Here is a 1071-nt window from a genome sequence, read left to right as displayed (position 1 = left end):
GCGGTGCCCTGCGGCGCCGCGGGAGCGGCGGTCAGGAACCGGCGCCCGGGCGGCGCAGCGCGAGGAAGGCGACGACCGCACCGGCGACGCCGGCCGCCAGGCCCAGGCCGCCGAGCACACGCGCCGTGGTGTCGGAGGCCGAGGACTCGGCGGTGACGCCGGAGGCCGCGGCGGTGCCGTCGCCGTCCGCCTCGGGGGCGGCGGCGCCCTCGGCCGCGTCGTCCCCGCCGTGGCCGTGGCCGTCGTCGGCGGACGCGGTGAGGGTCAGGGTCGCGGCCGGGTACTCGGCATCGTCGGTCGGCTCGTCGATCCAGCGCACGACCTCGTCCGAGTCGTAGGTCTGGATCGCCTTCAGCACCAGCTGGTCCACGTCCGCGGGCAGTCGGCCCACGGAGAGCGGGAACTGCTGGAAGGTGCCGGGGCTGATCTCGCCGCCGGTCCAGATGATCTTGCTGGGTGCCTCGGTGACCTGGCTGCCGTGGACCTCCAGCGGCTCGTCCAGCTCGGCCGTCTCGACCTCGACCTCCCAGCCCGGCACCGCCTGCGGCTGGACCGAGGCGAGCGGGTGCTCGGGGTCGAGGTGCAGTTCGACGGCGACGGTGGAGGCGTCGTCACGCTCGTTCGGCACCTTCACGTTGACGGTCGCGTACCCGCCCCCGGGCACCTCCCTGGGGTCGATGGTGACGTGCGCGGACGCGGGCGCGGCCATCGCGAGGACGGCTCCGGCGGCGACGGCGCAGCCGAGGGCGACACGGGCACGGCGAACGAGAGGGGTGGTCATGACGACTCCTGGGTCCTGGGTGAAGGAGAGGGGACGCGCGCCAGGACGGCGCCGTCCCCACCAGAAGAGAGCGCTCGTCAGGCCGCGAGGGTCAGCCGGTCGGTCGACCGGTCGCGGACCGCGACGGGAGGACCGCGACGGACCACGGCGTCGCCCAGGACCCGGCCGGAGGTGGCGGGTGTCGGATGGTGCCCGGTGCCGCGCGGCCGCACGGGCGCGGCACAGCCGGCAGGAGGTCGGCCGCAGAGCAGCAGCGCTGCCGCCACGGCGACGCGCAGCGCGCCCGGCAG

Annotated in this window: 1 protein-coding gene and 1 pseudogene; both read right to left on the bottom strand. The window is 76.4% G+C overall.

Features of this window, described 5'->3' with window-relative positions:
• Positions 1-31: 31 nt before the first annotated feature.
• Positions 32-781, bottom strand: a complete 750-nt coding sequence (locus HCN52_RS24595) for a YcnI family copper-binding membrane protein (protein ID WP_168090611.1) — start codon at positions 779-781, stop codon at positions 32-34.
• A 77-nt stretch (positions 782-858) separates the two neighbouring features.
• Positions 859-1071, bottom strand: a pseudogene (locus HCN52_RS24590) (hypothetical protein); the annotation flags it as partial.

Origin of the sequence: Streptomyces bohaiensis (assembly GCF_012033785.1) — a bacterium.
GTDB lineage: Bacteria > Actinomycetota > Actinomycetes > Streptomycetales > Streptomycetaceae > Streptomyces > Streptomyces bohaiensis.
Note: the sequence above shows the minus strand (reverse complement) of the source record. Positions and strands in the feature narration are given on the sequence as shown.